The 22,386-nt window shown below is 75.0% G+C and carries 20 protein-coding genes; 14 read left to right on the forward strand and 6 right to left on the reverse strand.

Annotated features, from left to right (window positions below; all coding sequences use genetic code 11):
- The first annotated feature begins 15 nt into the window (after window positions 1-15).
- Genes ACGFZ2_RS32920 through ACGFZ2_RS32930 form a run of 3 tightly spaced genes read left to right on the forward strand, consistent with a single transcriptional unit; the run spans window position 16 to window position 2,263 of the window.
- Entirely contained in the window at window positions 16-741 is a 726-nt protein-coding gene (locus ACGFZ2_RS32920) for a FadR/GntR family transcriptional regulator (protein WP_393460581.1), read from the forward strand.
- Window positions 738-1,589, forward strand: coding sequence for a sterol desaturase family protein (locus ACGFZ2_RS32925; RefSeq protein WP_393460584.1), 852 nt, complete (start codon window positions 738-740; stop codon window positions 1,587-1,589). The genes ACGFZ2_RS32920 and ACGFZ2_RS32925 overlap by 4 nt, the downstream gene beginning before the upstream one ends.
- A complete protein-coding gene (locus ACGFZ2_RS32930; RefSeq protein WP_393460587.1) occupies window positions 1,586-2,263 on the forward strand; it encodes a lysoplasmalogenase in 678 nt (225 codons plus the stop codon). Before ACGFZ2_RS32925 ends, ACGFZ2_RS32930 begins: the two co-directional genes overlap by 4 nt.
- Here ACGFZ2_RS32930 and ACGFZ2_RS32935 read toward each other — a convergent pair.
- From ACGFZ2_RS32935 to ACGFZ2_RS32945, 3 genes are all read right to left on the reverse strand, one after another.
- Window positions 2,214-4,400 carry a heavy metal translocating P-type ATPase gene (locus ACGFZ2_RS32935; RefSeq protein ID WP_393460590.1) on the reverse strand — a complete coding sequence of 729 codons (2,187 nt, stop codon included), beginning with the start codon at window positions 4,398-4,400 and terminating at the stop codon, window positions 2,214-2,216. The genes ACGFZ2_RS32930 and ACGFZ2_RS32935 overlap by 50 nt on opposite strands.
- A gap of 200 nt (window positions 4,401-4,600) precedes the next feature.
- Window positions 4,601-5,611, reverse strand: a complete 1,011-nt coding sequence (gene rfbB, locus ACGFZ2_RS32940) for a dTDP-glucose 4,6-dehydratase (protein ID WP_393460593.1) — start codon at window positions 5,609-5,611, stop codon at window positions 4,601-4,603.
- 350 nt (window positions 5,612-5,961) lie between these two features.
- On the reverse strand, window positions 5,962-6,771 hold the full coding sequence (locus ACGFZ2_RS32945) for a SigB/SigF/SigG family RNA polymerase sigma factor (protein WP_393460596.1): 810 nt from the start codon (window positions 6,769-6,771) through the stop codon (window positions 5,962-5,964).
- Window positions 6,772-7,063: 292 nt separating this feature from the next.
- Here ACGFZ2_RS32945 and ACGFZ2_RS32950 point away from each other — a divergent pair, with 292 nt between their 5' ends.
- From ACGFZ2_RS32950 to ACGFZ2_RS32975, 6 genes are read left to right on the forward strand one after another with little or no spacing between them, the layout of a single operon-like run.
- Window positions 7,064-7,996: an STM4015 family protein gene (locus ACGFZ2_RS32950; protein WP_393460599.1), complete on the forward strand. Its 933-nt coding sequence runs from the start codon at window positions 7,064-7,066 to the stop codon at window positions 7,994-7,996.
- A gap of 6 nt (window positions 7,997-8,002) precedes the next feature.
- Window positions 8,003-8,950: an STM4015 family protein gene (locus ACGFZ2_RS32955; RefSeq protein ID WP_393460602.1), complete on the forward strand. Its 948-nt coding sequence runs from the start codon at window positions 8,003-8,005 to the stop codon at window positions 8,948-8,950.
- 1 nt (window position 8,951) lies between these two features.
- Window positions 8,952-10,061, forward strand: coding sequence for an STM4014 family protein (locus ACGFZ2_RS32960; protein WP_393460605.1), 1,110 nt, complete (start codon window positions 8,952-8,954; stop codon window positions 10,059-10,061).
- Window positions 10,049-10,852 (forward strand): STM4013/SEN3800 family hydrolase, encoded by an 804-nt coding sequence (locus ACGFZ2_RS32965; RefSeq protein WP_393460608.1) that lies wholly within the window; start codon window positions 10,049-10,051, stop codon window positions 10,850-10,852. The genes ACGFZ2_RS32960 and ACGFZ2_RS32965 overlap by 13 nt, the downstream gene beginning before the upstream one ends.
- Window positions 10,849-12,174, forward strand: a complete 1,326-nt coding sequence (locus ACGFZ2_RS32970) for an STM4012 family radical SAM protein (protein WP_393460611.1) — start codon at window positions 10,849-10,851, stop codon at window positions 12,172-12,174. Before ACGFZ2_RS32965 ends, ACGFZ2_RS32970 begins: the two co-directional genes overlap by 4 nt.
- Window positions 12,171-13,067: an STM4011 family radical SAM protein gene (locus ACGFZ2_RS32975; RefSeq protein WP_393270861.1), complete on the forward strand. Its 897-nt coding sequence runs from the start codon at window positions 12,171-12,173 to the stop codon at window positions 13,065-13,067. Before ACGFZ2_RS32970 ends, ACGFZ2_RS32975 begins: the two co-directional genes overlap by 4 nt.
- 133 nt (window positions 13,068-13,200) lie before the next feature.
- On the opposite strand, the gene ACGFZ2_RS32980 is transcribed toward ACGFZ2_RS32975, so the two are convergent.
- Both ACGFZ2_RS32980 and ACGFZ2_RS32985 read right to left on the reverse strand, forming a co-directional pair.
- Window positions 13,201-14,790, reverse strand: a complete 1,590-nt coding sequence (locus tag ACGFZ2_RS32980; protein WP_393460614.1) for an MDR family MFS transporter — start codon at window positions 14,788-14,790, stop codon at window positions 13,201-13,203.
- Window positions 14,791-14,859: 69 nt separating this feature from the next.
- Window positions 14,860-15,480 (reverse strand): TetR family transcriptional regulator, encoded by a 621-nt coding sequence (locus ACGFZ2_RS32985; RefSeq protein WP_393460617.1) that lies wholly within the window; start codon window positions 15,478-15,480, stop codon window positions 14,860-14,862.
- A gap of 161 nt (window positions 15,481-15,641) precedes the next feature.
- Here ACGFZ2_RS32985 and ACGFZ2_RS32990 point away from each other — a divergent pair, with 161 nt between their 5' ends.
- On the forward strand, window positions 15,642-16,577 hold the full coding sequence (locus tag ACGFZ2_RS32990; protein ID WP_393460620.1) for a hypothetical protein: 936 nt from the start codon (window positions 15,642-15,644) through the stop codon (window positions 16,575-16,577).
- Window positions 16,578-16,798: 221 nt separating this feature from the next.
- Here the strand turns inward: ACGFZ2_RS32990 and ACGFZ2_RS32995 are convergent, their stop codons facing one another.
- Window positions 16,799-17,371, reverse strand: a complete 573-nt coding sequence (locus ACGFZ2_RS32995; RefSeq protein ID WP_393460623.1) for a dTDP-4-dehydrorhamnose 3,5-epimerase family protein — start codon at window positions 17,369-17,371, stop codon at window positions 16,799-16,801.
- A gap of 170 nt (window positions 17,372-17,541) precedes the next feature.
- Between ACGFZ2_RS32995 and rfbD the strand changes: the two genes are divergently transcribed.
- The 4 genes from rfbD (at window position 17,542) to ACGFZ2_RS33015 (ending at window position 22,385) form a co-directional block, all read left to right on the forward strand.
- Complete coding sequence (rfbD, locus tag ACGFZ2_RS33000; RefSeq protein WP_393460626.1) at window positions 17,542-18,459, forward strand: dTDP-4-dehydrorhamnose reductase; 918 nt, start codon at window positions 17,542-17,544, stop codon at window positions 18,457-18,459.
- Entirely contained in the window at window positions 18,456-19,484 is a 1,029-nt protein-coding gene (gene rfbB, locus ACGFZ2_RS33005; RefSeq protein WP_393460629.1) for a dTDP-glucose 4,6-dehydratase, read from the forward strand. The genes rfbD and rfbB (ACGFZ2_RS33005) overlap by 4 nt, the downstream gene beginning before the upstream one ends.
- A gap of 643 nt (window positions 19,485-20,127) precedes the next feature.
- On the forward strand, window positions 20,128-21,297 hold the full coding sequence (locus ACGFZ2_RS33010; RefSeq protein WP_393460632.1) for an aminotransferase class V-fold PLP-dependent enzyme: 1,170 nt from the start codon (window positions 20,128-20,130) through the stop codon (window positions 21,295-21,297).
- 173 nt (window positions 21,298-21,470) lie between these two features.
- Complete coding sequence (locus tag ACGFZ2_RS33015) at window positions 21,471-22,385, forward strand: homocysteine S-methyltransferase family protein (protein WP_393460635.1); 915 nt, start codon at window positions 21,471-21,473, stop codon at window positions 22,383-22,385.
- The last annotated feature ends 1 nt before the right edge of the window (window position 22,386 follow it).

A 22,386-nucleotide genomic window follows, 5' to 3' on the forward strand; every position in this document is an offset into this window, starting at 1 on the left:
GCCACACTCCTCGGCATGGACTTCGCCCCCGTCCCCCGCTCCTCCGTCTCCGACCACGTCTTCGGCCAGATCCGCGACGCGATCGTCAGCGGCTCCTACCGCCCCGACGACGCCCTGCCCGGGGAGCGGGAGCTGGCCGCCACCTTCGGGGTCAACCGGCACGCCGTCCGCGAGGCGCTGCGCCGGTTGCAGCAGCTCGGGCTGGTCCGGGTCAGCCAGGGCGGCGCGACCCGGGTGCTGGACTGGCGGGTGCACGCCGGGCTCGACCTCGCGCTCTCCCTCACCCGCTTCCACGACACCCTCCCGGTCGACACCCTCGTCCGGGACATGCTGGAGATGCGGGCCTGCGTCGGGGTCGACGCGGCCCGGCTCTGCGCCGAGCGCGGCGACCCGGCGGCCCGGGCCGCGATCCCGCGGGCCGTCGAGGAGTACGCGGGGCTCGCGCCGGACCTGGCCGGAATGGGCGAGGCGACCATCGTGCTCTGGCGGCACATCGTCGCCGGCTCCGGCAACACCGCCTACCTGCTGGCCTTCAACAGCCTGGTGGCCGGCGCGCTCGCCGTCGGCGAGGTGCCACCGGAGCGGCGCGCCGCGGAACTGCTCGACGTCGCGGGCCACCGCCGGCTCGCCGACGCCATCGTCGCCGGCCGGGCCTCCGACGCCGCCCGCGAGGCACGCGCCCTGCTCACCGCCCCCCTCGCCACCCCCGCCGCACCGCCGAGAAGGGAAGCCCGGGCATGATCCCCGCCGTGCTCTACGCCGTACCGGCGTTCCTGCTCCTCATCGCCGTCGAGGCGCTCTCCTACCGCTTCGCGCCCGACGACGACGAACGCGGGTACGAACTGCGCGACACCGCCACCAGCCTGACCATGGGCGCCGGCAGCCAGGTCATCGGCGTGCCGTGGAAGCTGCTGACGATCGGCCTCTACGCCGCCGCGTACACGGTCGCGCCGATCCAGCTCTCCCCCACCAGCGTCTGGACCTGGGTCCTGCTGTTCTTCGCCGACGACCTGGCCTACTACTGGTTCCACCGGTCCCACCACGAGGTGCGGCTGCTCTGGGCCGGGCACGTGGTGCACCACTCCAGCGTCTTCTTCAACCTCTCGACCGCGCTGCGGCAGAGCTGGACGCCGATAACGTCGATCCCGTTCTGGCTCGGGCTGGCGCTGCTCGGCATCCCGCCGTGGATGATCTTCCTCCAGCAGTCGGTCAGCCTGCTGTACCAGTTCTTCCTGCACACCGAGCGGATCACCGTGCTGCCTCGCCCCGTCGAGTGGATCTTCAACACGCCGTCGCACCACCGGGTCCACCACGGCGCCAACGCCGAGTACCTGGACCGCAACTACGGCGGCATCCTGATCGTCTGGGACCGGCTGTTCGGCACCTTCGAGCCGGAGCGCGCCCCCGTCCGGTACGGCCTGACGAAGAACATCGACACGTACAACCCGCTGCGGGTGGCGACCCACGAGTACCGGGCCATCTGGGCCGACGCGCGGGCCGCCTCGTCCTGGCGGCACCGGCTCGGCTACGTGCTCGGCCGGCCCGGCTGGCAGCCCGTCCCGCACGCGCAGCCGGTCGCCGTCCGATGAGGCGGCTCTGGCCGTTCGGCGTGGTGGCCGCCGTCGAACTGATCGGCGTCGCGGCCGACGTGACCGCCCTGCAGTGGCTGGCCAAGCCCCTGCTCGCGCCGGTGCTGCTGGCGTACCTGCTGCGGGCGCGCCGGCGCGTCGACGGGGTCGCCGTCGGGCTGGTCTTCGCCACCGCCGGGGACGTCGCGCTGCTGCTCTCCGGCCGCACCGCGTTCCTCGTCGGCATGGGGTGCTTCCTCGGCGCCCAGGTCGGCTTCCTGACTGCCTTCCTGCGGCACCGGCGGCCGCCCGTCGCGGCGGTCGTCGGCTACCTCGTCTGCTGGGCGGCGGCCAACGTCGCGCTGTGGAACGCCCTCGGCCCGCTGCGGCTGCCGGTCCTCGGCTACAGCCTCGCGCTCAGCCTGATGGCCGCCGCCGCGACCGGCGTCTCCCGCCGGGTGGCCGTGGGCGGGGCGTTGTTCCTCGTCTCCGACCTGCTGATCGGGCTGGACGCCGCGGGCACCACGCTGCCCGGCCACAGCCTGGCCGTGATGACCACCTACATCGCGGCCCTGCTGCTCATCACCGCCGGATGGGCCGAGGCGACCGGCCGCACGCGCGGCGCCGGCGACCGCGCACAGGCGGTCACCGCCCCGGCCGTGCCGCCCTCCCGCCGGCCGGTTGTCCGGGGGTGAGCCGCACCCGGCGCAGCAGTTGCGCGTTGACCGCCACCACGACGGTGGAGGCGGACATCAGCACCGCCGCGACGGCCGGGCTGAGCGCGACCCCGGCCCAGGCCAGGACGCCGGCGGCCAGCGGGATCGCCACCACGTTGTAGCCGGCGGCCCAGGCCAGGTTCTGGATCATCTTCCGGTACGACGCGCGGGACAGCCGGAGCACGCCGATGACGCCGCGCGGGTCGGAGGAGGCCAGGATGACCCCCGCGGACTCGATGGCGACGTCGGTGCCGGCGCCGATGGCCAGGCCGACGTCGGCGCGGGCCAGGGCCGGGGCGTCGTTGACCCCGTCGCCGACCATCGCGACGGTCAGCCCGCGGGCCTGCAGGTCGGCGACGGCCCGGTCCTTGTCGGCGGGTAGCACCTCGGCGAAGACCTCGTCGACGCCCGGCCGGAAGCCCAGGTCTGCGGCGACCGCCTCGGCGACCGGCCGGGCGTCGCCGGTGATCATCGCGATCGTCCGTACGCCGTGCTCGCGTAGTTCGGCGATGGCCGCGCGGGCCTCCGGGCGGACCTCGTCCTCCAGGGCGAAGGCGCCCACCGCCTCGGGTCGCCCGTCGGCGGGCAGCCGGACGAGGTGCAGCACCGCCGCACCGCGTGACGACCAGCCCCGGGTCACGGTGGCGAGGTCGTCCGGCACGGCCGCCCCGACCTCGCGCACCAGGGCGGGGCCGCCGACCGCCCAGGTGGTGCCGTCGACGACGGCCCGGACCCCCCGGCCGGGCAGGGACCGGAAGTCCCGGGCGGTCGCCCGCAGCCCCCGGTCCTGCGCGACCTTGACCAGAGCCTTGGCCAGGGGGTGTTCGCTGTCAGCCTCGACCGCGCCGGCGATCCGCAGCACCTCGTCCTCGGTGGTGCCGCTGGCGGCGGCCGTGGCGGTGACGGTGTGGGCGCCCTTGGTCAGGGTGCCGGTCTTGTCGAACAGCACCGCGTCGACGGTGCGCATCCGCTCCAACGCGAGGCGGTCCTTGACCAGGATGCCGGCCTTGGCCGACACCGCGGTGGACAACGCGATCACCAGCGGAATGGCCAGCCCGAGGGCGTGCGGGCAGGCGATCACCAACACCGTCACCGACCGGACCACGGACTGGACCGGGTCGTCCAGCGCCCACCAGGCGGCGAAGGTGACCAACGCGGCGGCGGTCGCGACGTAGAACAGCATCGCGGCGAACCGGTCAGCCAGGACCTGCGCCCGGCCACTGGACGCCTGAGCCTGGGCGACGAGCCGGCCGATGCCAGCCAGCGCCGTGTCCTCGCCGACCGCGTCGACCCGGACCCGCAACGCGGAGTCGGTGGCCACCGTGCCGGCCACCACCCGGTCCCCCACGCCGCGCGGCACCGGCCGCGACTCCCCCGTGATCATCGACTCGTCCAACTCGGCGGACCCGTCGACGATCGAGCCGTCCGCCGGCACCCGGCCACCGGAGCGGACCAGCACCACGTCACCCACCCGCAGCTCGGCCAGCGGCACGCGGTGCGGGGTGCCGTCGTCGAGCCGTTCGGCGTCATCCGGGAGCAACGCCGCCAGCGCGGCGAGGGCGCCCTGCGCCTGGCCGATCGCCTTCATCTCCTGCCAGTGCCCCAACAACATGATGGTCACCAGCGCCGCCAGCTCCCACCAGAAGTCCAGGTCGAACGCGCCGAGGCTGGTCGCCAGCGACGCGGCGTACGCGACCGTGATCGCCATCGAGACCAGCAGCATCATCCCCGGGGCGCGGTCGCGGACCTCCCGTACGGCGCCCACCAGGAACGGCCAGCCGCCGTAGAGGAAGACCACCGAGCCGAGGACCGGGCCCACCCAGCTCCTGCCGGGGAAGTCCAGGGCGTAGCCGAACCAGTCCAGCACCAGGTGACTGGTCAGCACGATCGGCACGGTGAGGGCGAGGCACAGCCAGAACTTGCGGCGGAACTGCTCCGGGTCGTGACCGGCGTGCTTGTCGTGCCCGCCGTGCCCCGCCTGCTCGCCGGATCCGCCGTGCCGGCCGGGCCCGCCGTGGTCGTCGGGCCCGCCGTGCGCGGCTCGGTCGTGGCCCTGGCCGTGGCCGCCCGGCGAACGGGCCGCGTCACGGTGCGGGCGGAACGCCCGTGCGAACAACCCGAACCCCCGTTCCCGCGGCCACACCGGGCCCGGGCCCACCGGCCGCCGCCACCGCGTTCGGGCGCCGGGGCGGGCGGCCCGCGTGCGACCGGACGCACGAACCACTGTAGGAGAACCGGGGGTCGCCGGGCCGGGGATCACCGCGATCGGCGGGAGGCCGGGCCGCGCGCCGCCCGGCGGACGGGTTCAGCGCCGGCTCACCGCCACGCGGTCTCCTCCGCCACCTGTACGCGGTCGAGCAGCGGCCGCCACCAGCTCTCGTGCTCCCGGTACCAGGCGATCGTCGCCTTCAGCCCGTCGCCGAACCCGATCCTCGGCTCCCAGGCCAGTTCACGGCGCAGCTTGCCGGAGTCGAGCAGGTAGCGCCGGTCGTGCGAGGGCCGGTCGGGCACCCGTCGCTTCAGCTCCGCGCCGAGACCCAGCTCCCGCAGCACGGCGTCGGCGAGCGTCTCGACGTCGACCTCGACGCCGCTGCCCACGTTGTACGTCTCCCCCAGCCGGCCGTGCAGCAGCACCGCCTCGACCGCGCGGCAGTGGTCGGCCACGTGCAGCCACTCGCGGCGGTTGCGGCTGGAGGCGTAGACCGGCAGCGGCATGCCCCGCAACGCGTGCGTGACGAACAGGGGGATCACCTTCTCCGGGAACTGGTACGGGCCGTAGTTGTTGGAGCAGGTGGTGATCGTGAAGGGGATCCCGTAGGTGTGCCCGAAGGCCCGCACGGCGTGGTCGCCCCCGGCCTTCGCCGCGTTGTACGGGGTACGCGGCAGGTAGGGCGAGTCCTCCGTGAAAGCGCCGGGGTCGTCCAGCGCCATGTCCCCGTACACCTCGCAGGTGGAGATCTGGTGGAAGCGGATGCCGTCGCGGCCGATCCGCCGGACGGCCTCCATCAGGGCGACCGGGCCGAGCACGTTCGTCTCGAAGAAGGCCGTCGGGCCCAGCACCGCGCGGGAGTTGTGCGACTCGGCGGCGAAGTTGACCACGACGTCGACCCCGTGCTCGCGCAGCGCCCGCGCCACGGCCGGCTCGTCCCGGATGTCGCCCTGGACGAAGGTGACCGCGTCACCGAGGTCCGCGAGGTTGGCCAGCGTGCCGGAGTACGTCAGCAGGTCGAAGGCGACCACCCGGTCGCGCGGGTGGGCGCGGTGCCAGTGGCGGACGAAGTTGGAGCCGATGAAGCCCGCCGCGCCCGTCACGAGAATCGTGCTCATTGATCTCTCCTACCTTCGCCCGGCGGGCCTCCGAGGTGGCACCGGAGGGTCCGTCGGCGACGTCCGGCCAGTCCATGCGACGCGACCCGCCGTCGGCGGGCCCGCGTGGGTGGTTCACCCGGACGAGTGTGCCCGGCCGCCCGGTGGAACGGACGGCCGGCCGTTGCGCCGTATGCCAGCAGCGTCGCCGCGGAGGGTGGCCGTCGCAGGCGTGCCCGGTGCCCCGAAGCGGCCCGGGCCCGGTGGCGGGCCGCCGGTGCGCAGCGTCAGCGAGGAGCCCTTCCTCTGTCGGAGGCGTACGGAAGGGCCCCTCGCTGACGTATGGAGGCCGGTGCGGCGGAAAGCCCGACTCAGCAGTCGGCGAGCTGCCCCCGCAGCTTGCCGAGGGCGCGGGCGAGCAGCCGGGAGACGTGCATCTGGGAGACGCCGACCCGGGCGGCGATCTCGCTCTGGGTGAGGTTGCCGTAGAAGCGCAGGGTGAGGATCTTCTGCTCCCGCTCGTCGAGGGTGGCGAGCGCCGGGCCGAGGGCCACCCGCAGCTCCGCCAGCTCGAACTCGCCGTCCTCGGCGCCCAGCGTGTCGGCCAGCTCGGTGGCGCTGTCGCCGTCACCGATGGGGGTGGACAGGGAGACGGCGTTGTAGGCCCGGGCGCCCTCGAGGCCCTCCAGGACCTCTTCCTCGGTGATGTCGAGGTAAGCGGCGATGTCGGCGACCGTCGGGGCCCGGTTGAGCGTCTGCGTGAGGGTGCCGTTGGCCTCGGAGATGCGCAGCCGCAGCTCCTGCAGCCGTCGGGGGACGCGGATGTTCCAGGTGCGGTCGCGGAAGTGGCGCTTGATCTCGCCGAGGATCGTCGGGATGGCGAAGCCGGCGAAGTCGACGCCCCGGGAGGCGTCGAACCGGTCCACCGCCTTGATCAGCCCGAGGGCGGCGGTCTGGGCCAGGTCGCCGGTGGGCTCGCCGCGCCCGCTGTAGCGGTAGGCGAGGTGGTGGGCCAGCGGCAGCCACGCCTCGATCGCCCGCTCCCGCACCGCCGGCCGGTCGGGGTGCCCCTCGGGCAGTGCGGCGAGGGCGGCGATCAGCTCGCTCGCGCGGGACTCGTCCCCGGCCGCCGTGGTGCTGGCGTCGGTGGTGGTCGTCGGCGCGGTGGTCGTGGTGATCATGTTGGCCTTCCTGTCCCGCACGGCGCGGCGGCACCCGGGGGCGTCGACCGCAGTGCAGCCCACCCTAGACCAAAGGCTGTAGCCACATCAACCGAACGGCTGATGGACGAAAGCCTCAATAGGTAGAAAAGGGAGGTGGGCGTCTCGCCGTCGTCGTCCGCCCCCGCCACCGTGGCGCACCGCCGCCGGCGGCAGCGGACCGCGCGCGCCTGCCACCGGCCGCCGCTGATCATCTTGTCGGGCACACCTGTTACGGTCTCGCCGCCGCTGCACCAGTCGACCGGAGGTAGGCGTGATCAGTTCGCACGTGTCGTCGTTCGCCGGGTTGCCGGTGCTGCCGTTCACACCGGGAATGCCCCTCCCCGACGACCCGTCGGCGGTCGCCTGGCGGCTGGAGGTCGAGGACTTCGACGCGGAGCCCGAGGAGTTCGCCGGCCTCGTGCAGGCGCTGCGCGAGCAGGTGCCGGCCGACGCGGTGCGCGCCCTGGTGATCGGCGAGTGGGGCGAGGCGTACGAGCGGCCGCTGCCGGTGGAGGCGTTGGTGGCGGCGGCCGGCGAGTGGACCGCGCTGCGGGCGGTCTTCCTCGCCGACCTGACCTACGAGCAGTGCGAGATCTCCTGGCTCAGGCACGGCGACATCACCCCGCTGCTCGCGGCGTACCCGTCGCTGGAGGTGCTGTGGGTGCGCGGCGCGCAGGACCTGCGGCTGGAGCCGGTCCGGCACGACGCGCTGCGCGAACTGCGGTTCGAGTCCGGCGGGCTGCCGGCCGGGGTGGTGCGGGCCGTCGGCGCCTGCGAGCTGCCGGCCCTGCACCGGCTGGACCTGTGGCTCGGCCGGTCCGACTACGGCGGCGACGCGACCGTCGACGACCTGGCCGGCGTGCTGGCCGGCGCCGGCCTGCCCGCGCTGCGGCACCTGGCACCGTGCAACGCCGAGATCGCCGACGTGGTGGCGGCGGCCGTCGCCGCGGCGCCGGTCGTCCCGCGGCTGGAGGTCCTCGACCTGTCGATGGGCACGCTCACCGACGAGGGCGCGAAGGCGCTGCTGGCCGGCCAGCCGCTGACCCACCTGACGCGGCTCGACCTGCACCACCACTACCTCTCCGAGGAGATGGCCGCGGCGGTGGTCGCCGCGCTGCCGGGCGTACGCGTCGACGTGTCGGACCCGCAGACCGCCGACGAGTACGACGGCACCCGCTACCGCTACACCGCCGTCGGGGAGTGACCGGCCGTGGCCTTCGGTTCCCACGCGCGGACCTTCGCCGGTCGACCGGTCGTCGACGTCCCGGTCGACGGGCCGCTGCCCACGGTGGACGGTCCGGTCTCGTGGCGGTTCTCCCTGTGGCACTTCGACGAGACCGCCGACTACAAGCTCTCGGACGAGTTCCGGGTGGCGTTCGACCGGTTCGTCGCGCAGGCCGGGCCGTCCGTGGAGTCCCTGGTCGTCGGCGCGTGGGGGTACGCGGCGTTCAACCCCGCCCCGATCGCGCAGCTCTGCGCGGCGGCGCCCCGGCTGCCCGCCCTGCGGGCCCTCTTCCTCGGTGACATGACCAGCGAGGAGTGCGAGGTCTCCTGGATGAGGGTGGGCGACGTCAGCCCGCTGCTCACGGCGTACCCGGAGCTGGAGGTGCTGCGCGTCCGCGGCGGCGAGGACCTCGCGTTCTCTCCCGTGCGGCACGCGCGGCTGCGGGAGCTGGCGGTGGAGACCGGCGGGCTGTCGCGGGCGTTCGTCGGCGCGGTGCTCGACTCCGACCTGCCCGCCCTGACCGACCTGGAGCTGTGGCTCGGCACCTCCGACTACGGCGGCGACGCGCAGGTGTCCAACCTGGCCCCGCTGCTGGCCGGGGAGCGGTTCGGCGCGCTGCGCCGGCTCGGGCTGCGCAACGCGGAGATCGCCGACGACCTCGCCGAGGCCCTGGCGAGGGCGGCGGTGGTGCCGCGTCTGGAACGCCTGGACCTGTCGCTGGGCACGCTCGGCGACCGGGGCGCGGCGGGGCTGGCCACTGGGCAGCCGCTGAGCCACCTGGCGGAGCTGGACCTGCACCACCACTACCTCTCGGAGGAGATGGCCGCCTCGGTGGTCGCCGCGCTGCCAGGCGTCCGGGTCGACGTGTCCGACCCGCAGGAGGCCGACGAGTACGACGGCGAGAGCTACCGCTACACGGCGGTGTCGGAGTGACATGCGCCTGACCGTCGTCGGCAACCCCGACAACCGTCGGGTCGGCCTGTTCACCCGGGCGGTCCTCGATGCCGGCCTGCCCCGGCCCGCGGTGCTGCCCTGGGCCGACGTGCTGACCGGGGCGGCCCCGCCGGCGCCGGGCGCACTGGTGCGGGTCGACTCGCCCGGGGAGGACGCCGAGGTGGACCGGCTGCTGCGCCGGGCCGCCGTCCCGGCCCGGCACGGCGAGCTGGTCGGCCTGGCCGACACGTACGCCGGGCTGCTCAGGGGCCTGGGCCGGGTCGCCGCCGGCGGCGCGGAGCTGCTCAACGACCCGGCGGACGTCGCGGTCATGTGCGACAAGCGGCGCTGCCACGCGCGGCTGTCCGCCGCCGGGGTGCCGGTGCCCGCCGCGCTGCCCCCGGTGCACGGCTGGGCGCAGCTGCGGGCGGCGATGGCGGCGGCCGGCTGGGGCCGGGTGTTCGTCAAGCCCGCGCACGGCTCGTCCGCCGCCGGGGTGCTCGCGCTGGCGGTCGCCGGGCGCCGGGTGCAGGCGGTCACCACCGTCGAGACGACCCCCGACGGGCTGTTCAACTCGCTGCGGCCCCGCCGCTACACCGACGAGGCGCAGGTCGCCGCGATCGTCGACCGGATCGCGCCCGAGGGCCTGCACGTGGAGCGGTGGCTGCCCAAGGCGGGGCTCGGCGACCGGGTGGTCGACCTGCGGGTGGTGGTGGTCGCCGGGCGACCCACCCACGCCGTGGTGCGGGCCGCCCGGGGTCCGCTGACCAACCTGCACCTGGGCAACGCCCGCGGCGACCTCGCCGCGCTGCGGGCGGCCGCCGGGCCGGCGGCGTGGGCGGCGGCGATGGAGACCTGCGAGCGGGTCGCCGGGTGTTTTCCCCGCACGCTCCAGGTGGGGATCGACCTGATGTTCCTCGTCGGCTGGCGGCGGCACGCAGTGGCGGAGGTCAACGCGTTCGGCGACCTGCTGCCGGGGGTGCTGGCCGACGGCCGGGACACCTACGCCGAGCAGGTGCACGCCCTGACCGACGGCCGGTGGCAGCGCTGGCGGTCGGCGGCGGCCGGTCGCGCCCCCGCCGGGGCGGAGGTGCTGCCGTGCGGAGTCTGATCGGCAGCCACGACCTGCTCCTGCTCACCCTCGACACGCTCCGCTACGACGTCGCCGCCGAGCTGGCGGAGCGGGGGCGGACGCCGCACCTCGCCCGGGCGTTGCCCGGCGGTCGGTGGGAGCGCCGGCACTCCCCCGCCAGCTTCACCTACGCCGCGCACCACGCGTTCTTCGCCGGCTTCCTGCCGACCCCGGTCGCTCCCGGCCGGCACGAGCGGCTGTACGCGGCGGCCTTCCCCGGCAGCGAGACCGCGGGCAGCGACACGTGGGTGTTCGACGCGCCGGACCTGCCGACCGCACTGGCCGGCGTCGGCTACCACACGCTCTGTCTGGGCGGGGTCGGGTTCTTCAACCGGCGCAGCCCGCTCGGCGCGGTGCTGCCCGGCCTGTTCGCCGAGGCGCACTGGGAGCCGGAGTTCGGGGTCACCTCCCCCACCTGCCTGGACGCCCAGCTCGACCGGCTGACCGAGGTGCTGCCGCGGGTGCCGGCGGGGCAGCCGCTGTTCACGTTCCTCAACGTCGCGGCGCTGCACCAGCCCAACCGGCACCACCTGCCCGGCGCGCGGGCCGACGACCTCGCCAGCCACGCCGCCGCCCTGGAGTACGTCGACGGCCGGATCGACCGGCTGTTCGCCCTGCTCACCAGCCGGGGCCGGCCGGTGTTCGCGATCGTCTGCGCCGACCACGGCACCGCGTACGGGGAGGACGGCCACACCGGCCACCGGATCGGCCACGACGTGGTGTGGACCGTCCCGTACGCCCACTTCACCCTGCACCCGGGAGAATGGTGACCAGCACCGACACGGGCCTCGACGGCTCGCCGTACCAGCAGTACCTGTACGCGTACCCGCACAAGACCTCGTACCGGCCGTTGCGGCCCCGGCCGTTGCTGGCGGACGTGTGGCGGGCCGAGGCGCGCGACGCGCTCTTCCTCTACGTGCACGTGCCGTTCTGCGAGATGCGCTGCGGGTTCTGCAACCTGTTCACCCGCGCCAACGCCCCCGCCGAGCAGGTGACCGGCTACCTTCGGCAGCTGCGCCGGCAAGCCGAACGGGTCACCGACGCGCTCGGCGCCGACGCCGGATACGCCCGCGCGGCGTTCGGCGGCGGCACCCCCACCTACCTGAACGCCGACGAGCTGGCCGAGCTGTTCGACGTCGCCACCACCACGACGGGGGCACGGCTGCCCGGCGTACCGCTGTCGGTGGAGACCTCGCCGGCCACCGCGACGCCGGACCGGCTCGCGGTGCTCGCCGCGCACGGCACCACCCGGGTGAGCATCGGCGTGCAGAGCTTCCTCGACGCCGAGGCCCGCGCCGCCGGCCGGCCGCAGCGCCGCACCGAGGTGGAGGCGGCCCTGGCCGCGATCCGCGACGCCCGGATCCCGGTGCTCAACATCGACCTGATCTACGGCATCGACGGACAGACCGCCGACACCTGGCGGGAAAGCCTCGACGCGGCGCTGGCGTGGCGCCCCGAGGAGCTCTACCTCTACCCGCTGTACGTGCGGCCGCTGACCGGGCTCGGGCGGCGGGCGCACGACCGGGCGGACTGGGACGCCCAGCGGCTCGCCCTCTACGAGCAGGCGGTGGCGACGCTGGGCGCGGCCGGGTACCGCCAGGAGTCGATGCGGCAGTTCCGCCGCACCGACGTGCCGGCGCCGGACGGGCCGGACTACTGCTGCCAGGACGACGGCATGGTCGGGCTGGGCTGCGGCGCCCGCTCCTACACCACGAGCCTGCACTACTCGTTCGACTACGCGGTCGGCGTGTCGCAGGTGCGGGCGGTGCTCGACGACTACGTGACCCGCCCGGCCGACGACTTCCGGCACGCCGAGTTCGGGTTCACCCTCGACGGCGCCGAGCAGCGCCGCCGGTGGCTGCTCAAGTCGTTGCTGCGCGTCGACGGCGTCGACCCGGCCGCCTACCGGGCCCGGTTCGGCCGCCCGCCCGGCGACGACTTCCCGGAGCTGGGCCGCCTGGTCGACCGGGGCTGGGCCACCCACGGCGGGCTGCGGCTGACCCCGGCCGGGCTGGCCCGCTCCGACGCCGTCGGCCCGTGGCTGACCTCGGCCCGGGTCCGCGACGCGATGACCGGGTACGTGCCGAGGTGAACCTGGCGATCCTCTACCGGGGCCCGCTGGCGAGCTGCAACTACGACTGCCCGTACTGCCCCTTCGCCAAGCGGCACGACCCGCCGGAGCTGCTGCGCGCCGACCGGGCCGCCCTGGACCGCTTCGCCGGCTGGGTCGCGGCCACCACCGACGTGCGGCTGTCGGTGCTGTTCACCCCGTGGGGCGAGGGGCTGACCCGCAGCTGGTACCGGGACGCGATGGTGTCGCTGTCGCACCTGCCGCACGTCGACCGGGTCGTCATCCAGACCAACCTCGCCGCCCGGGTGGACTGGCTGGCCGACGCCGACCCCCGCGCCGCCGCCCTGTGGACCACCTACCACCCCGGCCAGGTCGACCGGGACCGCTTCCTGCGCCGCTGCCTGCGACTGTCCGAGCTGGGCATCCGATACTCGGTCGGCGTGGTCGGCCTGCCGGAGCACCTCGGCGAGGCACGGGCGCTGCGGGCCGCCCTGCCCGCCGAGGTCTACCTGTGGGTGAACGCCGCCGAGGGCCGGCGCTACGACGCCGCCGAGGAGGCGGTCTGGACGGAGCTGGATCCGCTCTTCGGCTTCAGCGTCCGCCCGCACGTGTCGCTCGACCGGCCCTGCCACGCGGGCGAGACCGCCGTCTCCGTGCTCGGAGACGGCACGGTGCGCCGGTGTCACTTCATCGCCGAACCGATCGGCAACCTGTACGACGGCTCGTGGCGGCCGGCCCTGCGGCCCCGCCCGTGCGCCAACGCGACCTGCGACTGCCACATCGGGTACGTGCACCTCAAGCCGCTCGGCCTGCGGGACGTCTTCGCCGGTGGGCTGCTGGAACGCATCCCGGCGGCCTGGCCGTCGGCGCGCCCGCCGGTGCCGGTCGCCCCGCCCCGGCTCCGCCCGTCCTGAGCGACGCGCCGGCCCGGGCGGGCGGGCCCTTGCCACCCGGCGAGGGGGCGACCGGCGCGGGCCGGGCCGTCGCCACCCGGCGAGGGGGCGACCGGCGCAGGCCGGGCCGCCCCCTCCGTCGATCGGGCGAACCTCAGTGCGCGCCGGGCATGGCGGCCGCCGCCTCCTCTTGGGCGCGCCGCTCCTCACCGCTGAGGGTGTGCAGCGGCTTCTCCCGGATGAACAGCACGACCACCACGGCGAGCAGCGCGAACGGGGCGCCGATCAGGAACAGCTCGGCGGTGGCGGTCCCGTACACGTCCTGGACGATCCGCAGCACCGGCGGCGGCAGGGTGGAGAGGTCGGGCACCTCGGCGGAGCCCTCCCCCGCGGCGCCGCCGGCCAGCGGGCCGAGCTTCTCGGCGGTCAGCGAGGCGACCCGGTTGGCCATGACCGCGCCGAGCGCGCTGACCCCGATCGCGCCGCCCATGCTGCGGAAGAAGGTCAGCACGGAGGTGGCGGCGCCCAGTTCCTGCGCGGGCACGTCGTTCTGCGCGGCGAGCACCAGGTTCTGCATCAGCATGCCGACCCCGACGCCGAGTACCGCCATGTAGACGCCGAGCAGCAGCCCGCTGGTGTGCGCGTCGATGGTGGCCAGCAGCAGCATGCCGACCGACATCACCACCGCGCCGGCGACCAGGTAGCGCTTCCACCGGCCGGTCTTGGTGATCAGTTGGCCGGCGATCGTCGACGAGACCAGCAGGCCGAAGATCATCGGCAGACTCATCAGCCCCGCCACCGTCGGCGACTTGCCCAGCGAGATCTGGAAGTACTGGGACAGGAACACCGTGCCGCCGAACATCGCCACGCCGACCAGCACGCTGGCGATGGTGGTCAACGAGACCGTCCGGTTACGGAAGATGCCCAGCGGCACGATCGGCTCCTCCGCGCGGGCCTCCACCGCGACGGCCAGCGCCAGCAGGGCGATCCCGCCGCCGACCATCAGGGCGGTCCAGCCGGACGCCCAGGCGAAGGAGTTTCCGGCCAGGGACGACCAGATCAGCAGGGTGGAGACCCCGGAGGTGATGAGCAGCGCCCCGAGCCAGTCGATCCGCACCTTGCGGCGGGTCACCGGCAGGTGCAGGGTGCGCTGGAGGAGGAAGATCGAGAGCAGGGTGAACGGCACCCCGATCAGGAAGCACCACCGCCAGCCGAGCCAGGAGGTGTCGACCAGCACGCCGCCGATGAGCGGGCCGGCGATGGTGCCGACGCCGAACACGGCGCCGAAGATGCCGGCGTAGCGACCCAGTTCGCGGGGCGGGATCATCGCCGCCATCACGATGGTGGCCAGGGCGGTCATGCCACCCGCGCCGACCCCCTGCACGATGCGGCTGATCAGCAGCACCTCGACGTTCGGCGTCAGCCCGGCGATCAGCGAGCCGACCACGAAGAGGCCGAGGGAGAGCTGGATGAGCAGCTTCTTGCTGTAGAGGTCGGCCATCTTGCCCCACAGCGGCACGGTCGCCGTCATGGCCAGCAGCTCGGTGGTGACGATCCACGTGTAGACGGTCTGGGAGCCGTCCAGGTCGGCGATGATGCGCGGCAACGCGTTCGCCACGACCGTGGAGGCGAGGATCGACACGAACATGCCGACCATCAGGCCGGAGAGTGCCTGGAGCACCTCTCGGCGGGACATGCGGCCGGCGCTGACCTCGGGGGTCTCGGCGGGCACGGTGGCGGTCATTGACGCTTCCTCACGGGTGCGGGTTCACGGGCCGTCCGGGGACCGTTCCCCGGAAGGAGGCTTGCAGGGTCAGGACGGGTCGGGCCGCGGCAGGCCCGCGGCGAGCGCGGCGAACGCCTCGTCGACGAGGTCGGCCAGGTCCGGTCCGTCGGGGTGTGCGGCCCACCGGGTCATCGCGGTTCGCACCGCCGCGCCGGCCACGGCGGTGACGAGTGCCGGGTAGCCGTGGTCGGGGTCGACCCCGACCCGCGCCGCGACGACCTCGGCGATGGCCCGCTCGGTCTCGACGTTGCCGGCGACCAGGCGGGGCAGCAACGACGGGTTGCGCGTCACCACCTCCATCCGCAGGCACCACAGCTCGCGCTCGGTGCGCACCTCGTCGACCACGTCGGCGAGCGCGGCCCGCAGCGCGGCCAGCACCGGCACCTCCGGCGGCACGGCCGCCAGGCGCGCGACCAGCCGCGCCGCGTCGCCCGCGTGGTCGCCGACCAGCGCGTCGTCCTTGCAGGCGAAGTAGTTGAAGAAGGTGCGCGGGGAGACGCCGGCCGCCTCGCTGATCTCCTCCACCGTCACCTGGGCCAGGCCGCGCTCGGCCACCAGGCGGAGCGCCGCCTCGGTCAGCGCGGCCCGGGTCCGGCGCTTCCTGCGGTCGCGCCGGCCGGGGCCGGGTTCGGTCTCGGCGGTGTGCACGCGGGAACGCTACAAGCGATCTTGCACTTTGTGCAAGAAATTATCCCCGACGTGACGCGGACCATTGGCCGACCGGCGGGTCACCGGGCGCAGTCGGGCCCGCGGGGCATCGGGCAACCTGCGAGAACACCGACCGGCGGCCGGTCGCCCAAAATCCAGTCATGACTGTCACTGAGCAAGGAGCCGCCGCCGTCGCCCCCCGGGCGACACCGGCCGGGCGGGGACGGATCGTGCTGGGCGCCACGGCCGCCGGCGTGCTGCTGTCGGTGCTGTGGTCCTACGAATTCGTCGACCACGTCATCGGCGACTCGGTGGCCAACGCGATGCTCGGCCGCGACGCCAAGGCGACCGCGATCGGGGGCACCCTGGCCGGTCTCGTCTTCGCCTTCGTCTCCGGTCTGGCCGGCACGTTCACCGCCTGCAACATCGCCATGGCGGCGTCCATCGGCCCGATGAGCCAGGCCGGTGCGGGCGGGGCGACGAGGGCCGGGCTGCGCAGCCTGGTACGGCCGGTGGGCTGGCTCACGGCCGGCATGGTCGCCGTCGCCGCGGTCTACGGCTTCGTCGGCGTACTGGTCGGCGACGGTCTGCCGCAGCTCTCCACGGCCACGGTCGGCGGTCTCCCGGTACGGCTGGTCCAGTCCATGGTCGTGTTCGGGCTGATCGGGCTGACCTTCGTCTACCTGGGCCTGGCCGCGCTCGGGGTGCTGCGGGACCCGTTCGCGCACCGGCCGGCGGCCCGGGTCGTGGTGCTCGGCGCCCTCGTCGGCGGTTTCCTGATCGGCCGGCCGTACCCCCTGTTCAACAAGCTCTTCCACTGGGCCGTCGATTCCGGCAACCCGCTCTACGGCGCCGGCGCGTTCGTCCTGCAGTCCATTGGCAACGTGGCCGTCGTGACGGCGCTGTTCGCCCTGATCGTGGTGCTCACCCGTGGCCGCTTCGTGAGCTGGCTGGCGGCGAGCCCGTCCCGGACCGCCGCGCTGACCGGCGGGATGCTGATCGCGCTGGGCGTGTTCATGGTCGTCTACTGGGACGTCCGGCTACCGGCGATGTTCGACTACGGATGGTTCCCGACCATGCCGTACAACAGCAGGTGAGCGATGCCGGGCGGGCCGGCCGGCGCCGGACCCGCGGCGGCGGCCGGTCGCCGCGACCACGCCGCCCGCGCAACGGTGCCGCCGGCCACGGCCGGCGGCACCGCCGTCGGTGTCCCCGCGCCGGCCCGACCCCGACCCGGGCCGGCCGCCGACGCGCTGCACCCGGCCGCCGGCACGCCGCCCGGGTGCGGCGGGTGACGCCCGGCCGGCGCCGCGCCGCGCTACCCGCGCGGCACGTAGGCCGGCAGCACTCCGCCGGCCAGCGCCTGCGCCACGGTCTGGGCGGCGGCGTCGCGGGGCGACAGCCGACGCGGCCCCTCCGGCCAGGCGATCCCGAGCTCCGCGTCGAGGGGGTTGACGGTGCGTTCGGCCGCCGGGTCGTACGGCGACGAGCAGAGGTAGACGACGGTGGCCGGCTCGGTCAGCGCGCAGAACGCGTGACCGAGCCCGGCGTCGAGGTGGACGGCGCGGCGGTCGACGTCGTCCAGGCGCACCCCCTCCCACCGGCCGAAGGTCGGCGAGCCCACCCGCAGGTCCACCACGACGTCGAGCACCGCCCCGGAGACGCAGGTGATGTACTTGTCCTGGCCGGGTGGCACGTCCACCAGGTGGATGCCTCGGATCACCCCCCGTCCCGAGACGGAGACGTTGGACTGCGCCACCCTGAACGGCCGTCCGACCGCCTCGGTGAAGCGGCCCGCCTGGTACCACTCCAGGAACAGGCCCCGGTCGTCGTGGTGCTGCTCCGGGGTGACCAGCCACGAACCCTCGATCGTCAGCGCCCGGATGTCCACCACTGTCCTCCTCACCCGTCGCGGAACTCGCGGGCCGGTCACGGCCGGCCGTCGAGCCAGCGAATCGGAAAACCGACTCGGCGTCCACCGGCCACGCCGGGACACCATCGATCCATTGTGGACGATAAGGCCGACGGCGTGGGCGTGGCGATGACGCACCGGAGGCGGCGATGAGCGCGCCGACGCCACGACTGCTCGTGACCGGCGCGGGTGGGTTGCTGGGCCGCGAGTTGGGCGAGGTCCTCGCCGGCGGCCGGCACACCATCCTCGACCGGGCCATGCTCGACATCACCGACGCCGCCGCGGTCCGGCACGCGGTGCCCGGCCACGACGTCGTCGTCAACGCCGCCGCCTGGACCGACGTGGACGGGGCCGAGTCGGACGAGGCCGGCGCGACCGCGGTGAACGGCGCCGGCCCGGCCAACCTGGCCCGGGCGTGTGCGCGCAGCGGGGCGCTCCTGATCCACCTGTCCAGCGACTACGTCTTCTCCGGCGAGACCACCGTGCCGTGGCCGGAGGACGCTCCGCCGGCCCCGCTGAACGCGTACGGCCGCAGCAAGCACGCCGGCGAGCGGGCCGTGCGCGGCCTGCTGCCCGCCGGGGGCTACGTGGTCCGCACCGGCTGGCTGTACGGCCGCCACGGCCCCAACTTCGTCCGCGCGGTGCTGCGCCGGGCCGCCGAGACGGAGTTCGTGGACGTCGTGGACGACCAGCACGGCCAGCCCACCTGGGCGCGCGCGCTCGCCGGCCGGCTGGTCACGCTGGCCGGGCTGGCCGCCGCCGGGCGGGCGCCGGCCGGGATCTACCACGGCACGGCGGCCGGCCGGACCACCTGGTACGGCTTCGCCCGGACGGTCTTCGCGCTGCACGGGCTCGACCCGGACCGCGTGCGCCCGACGGGCAGCGGGACGCTCGCCGCCCGGCCCGCCCGGCGGCCACGGATCTCCGTCCTCGGGCACGACGGGTGGGCGCGGGCCGGCCTCGGCCCGCTGCCGCCGTGGCGACGGATGATCGAGGCGGCCGTGGCCGAGGAGCGGGGCCGGGCCGAGCCGGCCGGCGGAGACCGCACGCGACGGAGGTCGGCATGAACGCGACGAGGATCCTCGTCACCGGCGGCGCCGGCTTCATCGGGTCGCACTACGTCCGCACCCTGCTGCGGCCGGCGGGACCGCGCGGCGTCCGGATCACGGTGCTGGACAAGTTGACGTACGCGGGCAACCTCGCCAACCTGCGCCCCGTCGCCGGCCACCCGGCCTACCGTTTCGTCCGCGGCGACATCTGCGACAGCCACCTGGTGGACCGGCTGGTGGCGGAGCACGACCAGGTCGTCCACTTCGCTGCCGAGTCCCACGTGGACCGGTCCATCGCCGACGGCGGTGACTTCGTCCGCACCAACACGCTCGGCACCTACACGCTGCTGGAGGCGGTCCGGCGGCGGCACGGCGACCGCGCGGTCTTCGTGCACGTCTCCACCGACGAGGTATACGGGTCGATCGAGCACGGCACGTGGCCGGAGACGGACCCGGTCCTGCCGAGTTCGCCGTACGCCGCCGCGAAGGCCGCCAGCGACCTGCTCGCCCTGGCCTTCGTCCGGACGCACGGGCTCGACGTGCGGGTGACGCGCTGCGCCAACAACTACGGCCCGCACCAGCACCCGGAGAAGCTGGTGCCGCTGGCGATCACGAACCTGCTCGACGGCGGGGACGTCCCGCTCTACGGCGACGGGCTGCACGTGCGCGACTGGCTGCACGTCGACGACCACGTCCGGGCGCTGGAGCTGGTGCGGACGCGGGGCCGGGCCGGGGAGGTCTACAACGTCGGCGGGGGCACCCAGTTGACCAATCGGGAGATGGCCGATCGCCTGCTGGCGGCCTGCGGCGCCGGCCCCGACCGGATCCGCTACGTCGAGGACCGCAAGGGGCACGACCGGCGCTACGCGGTCGACTGGAGCAAGATCAGATGTGAGCTCGGGTACGCGCCGCGCAAGGACCTCGACGACGGGCTCGGCGAGACGGTCGCCTGGTACCGCGCGAACCGCGCCTGGTGGGAGCCGCTCCGGCGCCGCCCGGTGTTGCGCAAGCTGGGAGACCGCCCGGGACGGACGGCGGGTTAGCCTGACTGTCCTCGATCGACACCGGACGGGAGGTCCGCGATGGTGTCCGTCGCCTGTCACGGTGGAGCCCCGCCGGAGGGTCCCCGGGTCGCCGGAGCCGACGGGAGCGCCGAGGTGCCCGAGGTCGACCCGCGGCATCTGTCCTGGTGGACCGCAGCCGATCCGGACGCGCGGACGGGCCCGCGGCGTCGCGCACCCGCCGGACGGGCGCCGGCCACCGGCGCGGACTTCTGGCGGTGGTGGGGCGACCCCCACGGTGCCGACGCGGACGCCGACCCGGCGGCGACCGACGTCGGACCGGGTGGGCCCGGGCTCATGCCGTAGCCGGGCGGGATCGCGCCGGGTACGAGCACGTGGTCGGCCACGACCACGGGCGAAACTCACTCACCGTCGTCACGGGCTCGCCCGTACGCGCCGGATGTGATACTTTTCGCCGAACTGAGAGGAGCCGTCCCCTGCGGCCCGTCAGTACGACTCTGGGATAGCACGCAGCTGCGACGAACGCGATGTCCACATGCGCCCATCGAGGAGACACCGTGCCGGTGCCCTGTCGGGACCGTGCTCTGCCTGGTTCCCCGTTGCCGACCGGCACCACCGCGCGCGTCCGTACGACCGCCGCGCCGATCTGATCCCCCTCGTTGAGATGACCTTCGGCGAGCTGGACGCGCTGCCCCTCACCGCCCTGGTGACACGGCCCGTCACGGAGCAGTTCCCCGACCTGCGGCCGGGCGCCGCCCGGTTCGACGCTCCCGCCGGCACCCTGGTGCACCACGCGGTCCGCGACGTGATGACCCGGTATCCCGCGCGGGCCGGCGCGGACGTCGCGCACCCGCGGTCCCGCACGGTGCTCGACTGGGCGGCCGGCCGGTTCCGTACGCTGATCGGGGCACCGGGCGGCATCGTGTCGTTCGGCGCCGACATGACGAGCCTGACCGAGAAGTTCGTCCGGTCCGTGGCACCCGCACTCCGCCCCGGCGACGAGGTGATGTGCACGGCTCTCGACCACGCGGCCAACGTGGACCCGTGGCGCGAGTCCGCCCGGCGGCAGGGTGCCGTCGTCCGGGTGGCGGACCTGTCGCCGAGCGGCGAGCTGACCGTCGACGCGGTCACCGAGCAGCTCAGCCCGCGTACCCGGTGGGTCGCGGTCACCGCCGGCTCCAACGTCCTCGGCAGCGCGCCGGACATCCCGGCGATCTGTGCGGCCGCGCGGTCCACCGGCGCGCGGATCTTCGTGGACGGGGTGCAGGCGCCGGCGCACCGGTTCGTGGACGTCGCCGCGTGGGGCTGCGACGCCTTCGTCACCTCCGCCGACAAGTGGTACGGCCCCCGGTGCGGGGTGCTGTGGAACCGCGACGGGCGGCCCCGGTCGGTGGTCGCCCGGACCAGCGACCGGCCGGGGGTGGCGCGCGGGCCGGGCATCGAGGCGGTCCTCGCCGCGGGAGTGGCGGCCGAGGTGCTGCTCCGCTGGGACCGCTCGGCCGTGTTCCGGCACGGCGAACGCCTCGCCAACCTGCTGGCCCGCGGCCTGCGGATGATCGACGGGGTGCGCGTCCTCGGCCGTCCGGACGGCAGGTCCCCGATACCGATCGTGTCCTTCCAGGTCGTCGGCCGGTCCGCGGCCGAGGTGGCGGCGGTCCTCGCCGCCGAGGGGATCACCGTGGGGCACGGCACCTTCAGCGCGGAGCCGGCGCTGCGGGCCGTGTCGCCCGACGCGCCCGAGTCCCTGCGCGCGGGGGTGGCGCGCTACACGACGCGGGACGACGTGCGGGCGCTGCTCGGGGGCGTCGCGGCGATCGCCTCCCCCCGGGCCTGACCCCGCCGGCCGGGTACGGCACCGGCGTGGCCGGCGGGGCCCGGCCGCGCCTGTCTCACAGCTTGCGGAGTTCCCCTCCGGCGGCGCGCGGACGTCGTGCCGGCCGGGCCGACCGTGCCACGATCGGGCAGCCGGCCACGGCGAGCGGGGCCGGCGGGGGCGGGGAGGCGCCGGTGGACGTACCGGGGGCGTCGACGTCCGGGCCGCTGGTCCTCGACGGCGGGCTGGGCACCGAGTTGCAACGGCACGGCCGCTCCGTGTCCGCCCCGTGGTGGACGGCGCGCTGCCTGCTGGACGCCGAGGGCCGGCGCCTCGTCTCCCGCATCCACGGCGCGTACGTGGCGGCGGGAGCGGACGTGCTCACCGCGGACACGTTCCGCACCACCCTGCGGACGGCGTACCGGGCCGGGACGGACGAGGCCACGGCCGCCGGTCTGGTCCGTACCGCCGTGGCGCTGGCCCGCCAGGCGGCCGACCCGGCGGTGGCCGGCCGGCGGGTGCTCGTCGCCGCCTCCGTCGCTCCGGTCGAGGACTGCTACCGGCCGGACCTGGTGCCCGGCGCCGCGGTGCTGCGGCGGGAGCACGGCTGGCTGGCCGACCGACTCGCCCGCGCCGGCGTCGACCTGGCGCTGGTCGAGACCATGAACACCGTCCGGGAGGCGGTCGCCGCCACCCGGGCGGTACGCGAGCACGGCCTGCCGGCCTGGGTGAGTTTCGTCTGCACCGGCGACGCCCGCCTGCTGTCCGGTGAGGACGTCGCCGCGGCGGCCGACGCGGTACGGGCGGCCGGCGCGGCGGCGGTCCTGGTCAACTGCACCGACCCGGCGGGCACCGACCGGGCGTTGCGACGGCTCCGCGCTGCGGGGCCGGGCCTGCTCGGCGCGTACCCGAACGTGGAGGACCGCAGCGGGGTGCCGCCGGCCACCCCGGTGGACCGCTATCTCCCGCCCCGCCTGACGCCCGACGCCTTCGCCGACCTCTGGACGGCCTGGCGCCCGGTCGGGCTGGGCGTCGTCGGCGGTTGCTGCGGCACCACCCCGGCGCACATCGCCGCGCTGCGGTCCCGCCTGGCGCCGCGCCCGGGCTGAC

This window comes from Micromonospora sp. NPDC048063 (assembly GCF_043202855.1).
Classification (GTDB): domain Bacteria; phylum Actinomycetota; class Actinomycetes; order Mycobacteriales; family Micromonosporaceae; genus Micromonospora.